This window comes from Roseomonas chloroacetimidivorans, from assembly GCF_049629625.1.
Lineage (GTDB): Bacteria > Pseudomonadota > Alphaproteobacteria > Acetobacterales > Acetobacteraceae > Roseomonas > Roseomonas chloroacetimidivorans.
Genome location: NZ_JBNBZS010000304.1, coordinates 1 through 822, shown reverse-complemented (window position 1 = coordinate 822; position 822 = coordinate 1). Strand labels below are relative to the sequence as shown.

General features: G+C 70.2%; 1 protein-coding gene. It reads right to left on the bottom strand.

The window, feature by feature from the left end:
* Positions 1-10 precede the first annotated feature (10 nt).
* Positions 11-817 (bottom strand): IS5 family transposase, encoded by an 807-nt coding sequence (locus tag ACO1BU_RS37625; RefSeq protein ID WP_424140938.1) that lies wholly within the window; start codon positions 815-817, stop codon positions 11-13.
* Between the last annotated feature and the right edge of the window lie 5 nt (positions 818-822).

The window sequence follows — 822 nt, the reverse complement described above, 5'->3', positions numbered from 1 at the left end:
CTAGAGGGTGTTACGCACTGGCGGCGAGTTCTGCGGCGCGCCTGAGCAGTAGGATGGTGAAGGCGACGAGGTGCAGGCCCGCCAGCGTCTCGGGCAAGCGCTCATAGTCGCGGGCGAGCCGGCGGAAGCGGGTGAACCAGCCGAATGAGCGCTCCACTACCCATCGCCGGGGCAGGAGCACGAAGCCGCGCTTGGCTTCGGGCAGCCTGACGACCTCGAGCGCGATGCCATGAGCGGCCGCGGCCTGGGCAGGCCGCTCGCCGGTGTAGCCCTGATCGACGTAGGCGAGGTTCACGCTCTCGCCGGTCGCGTCCTGCACGGCCTCGGCCAGGGTGGAGACGGCGGCGCGATCATCGGTGTTGGCCGGTGTGACATGGAGCGCCAGCAGGTGGCCGAGCGTGTCGACGGCCAGGTGCAGCTTGGAGCCCCGGACGCGCTTGTGCCCGTCCCAGGCAGCCCGCCCGCCGCTCTCCGGCGTGGAACGAAGCGTCCTGCTGTCCAGCACGGCCGCGGACGGCTCTTCCGCACGACCTTGGGCCAGCCGCAGCACCGCCCTGAGGTCCTGGACCAACATCTCGAAGCAGCCCGCCCGAAGCCAACGCTGCGCCTGGTCGTAGACGGCGTGCCAGGGCGGAAGGTCGTTGGGCATGGCCCGCCAAGCCACACCGTAGCGCACCAGATAGCGCAGCCCGTTGAACACCTCGCGCAGCGGGTGCTCGCGTTGCCCGGCCTCCTCGGGCAGCAGTGTCAGATCAGGCGCAACCAGCGCCCACTCCTCGTCGGACACGTCGGACGGGTACGGCTTACGAGACGGCATTCACC